1 pseudogene is annotated in these 906 nt (G+C 56.3%); it reads right to left on the bottom strand.

Annotation, left to right across the window (positions count from 1 at the left end):
- Positions 1-198: 198 nt before the first annotated feature.
- Positions 199-361 (bottom strand): annotated as a pseudogene (locus HV670_RS31790) (IS3 family transposase); the annotation flags it as partial.
- Between the last annotated feature and the right edge of the window lie 545 nt (positions 362-906).

Here is a 906-nt window from a genome sequence, read left to right as displayed (position 1 = left end):
TCACGCACCACGGGATCGTCGTCGACGACAAGAACGTGAGGTTTCATGCGGGCATTCTAAAACTGCTGCCCGTCAGTCAGGCCTGCAAATCCGGCCCGAACGCCTGTTTTTTGCCTTACCGAGTCTTACCGCCTGGTTGATTTGCGGATCCGGCCCAGTCAGTTCAAGGTGCCGGGAGGCCGCGGAACGCCGGCGTGCACGCGAATGCAAGTCGAGGATCACCGCCAGATAGAGCCAACTCTCCTCGTGTGGGAATATAGATGATGTCGCTCAGCCAGCATGCGTGCGGCCGATCAGCGTCGAAAATGCGCTTCAGCAGATTCGGCGACGCTTTGGCATTTCGCGAATCGGTCGTTAAGCGGTCAATCGGCGATTGACTTCGGCATGATGCTGGCCTGGCACATCAGTATGGCAACCGTGTTGAGGCAACGGGGAATGCGTGAAGCTCGGGCTTGCGACGTATTCACGCTAAGCTCTGCGCGCGAGGCAATTCTTCTCCCGGAGACGGGTGTTCTCACGTCTCCTCTTTGCCGGCCTGTTGATGGCGGGCAAGGTGTGCAAGTGCTGCGTCCCAAAACCGTGATGCCGACGACATTCAACGTCAACGCAGATCACCGTTGAATGTCTGGCGTCGGCATTTAGATGAGAGATCTCGAAAGCAGAGCGTAGCCACCAGCGTCCATCAAGAAACCTAAGGCAACAAACGCGACAACGAGCAGGCTGATCGTGCTGAAGATTGATACCTAAATAAACTTCCGTTTGCTTTCTTTCCGGGCGCTTGTCGTCACCGCGACGGCAGCACCGCCCCCAAGGAACAAGGAACGGGCGGCCACATGAATTTTCGTTGCGACATCCCTTGACCTCAGTCATATCGCGTAAGGCTGTGTAATCGGCAATGAAATCTGC

Origin of the sequence: Pararobbsia alpina (genome assembly GCF_902859895.1) — a bacterium.
Taxonomy (GTDB): Bacteria; Pseudomonadota; Gammaproteobacteria; order Burkholderiales; family Burkholderiaceae; genus Pararobbsia; species Pararobbsia alpina.
This window is presented reverse-complemented; position numbering and strand designations above follow the sequence as displayed.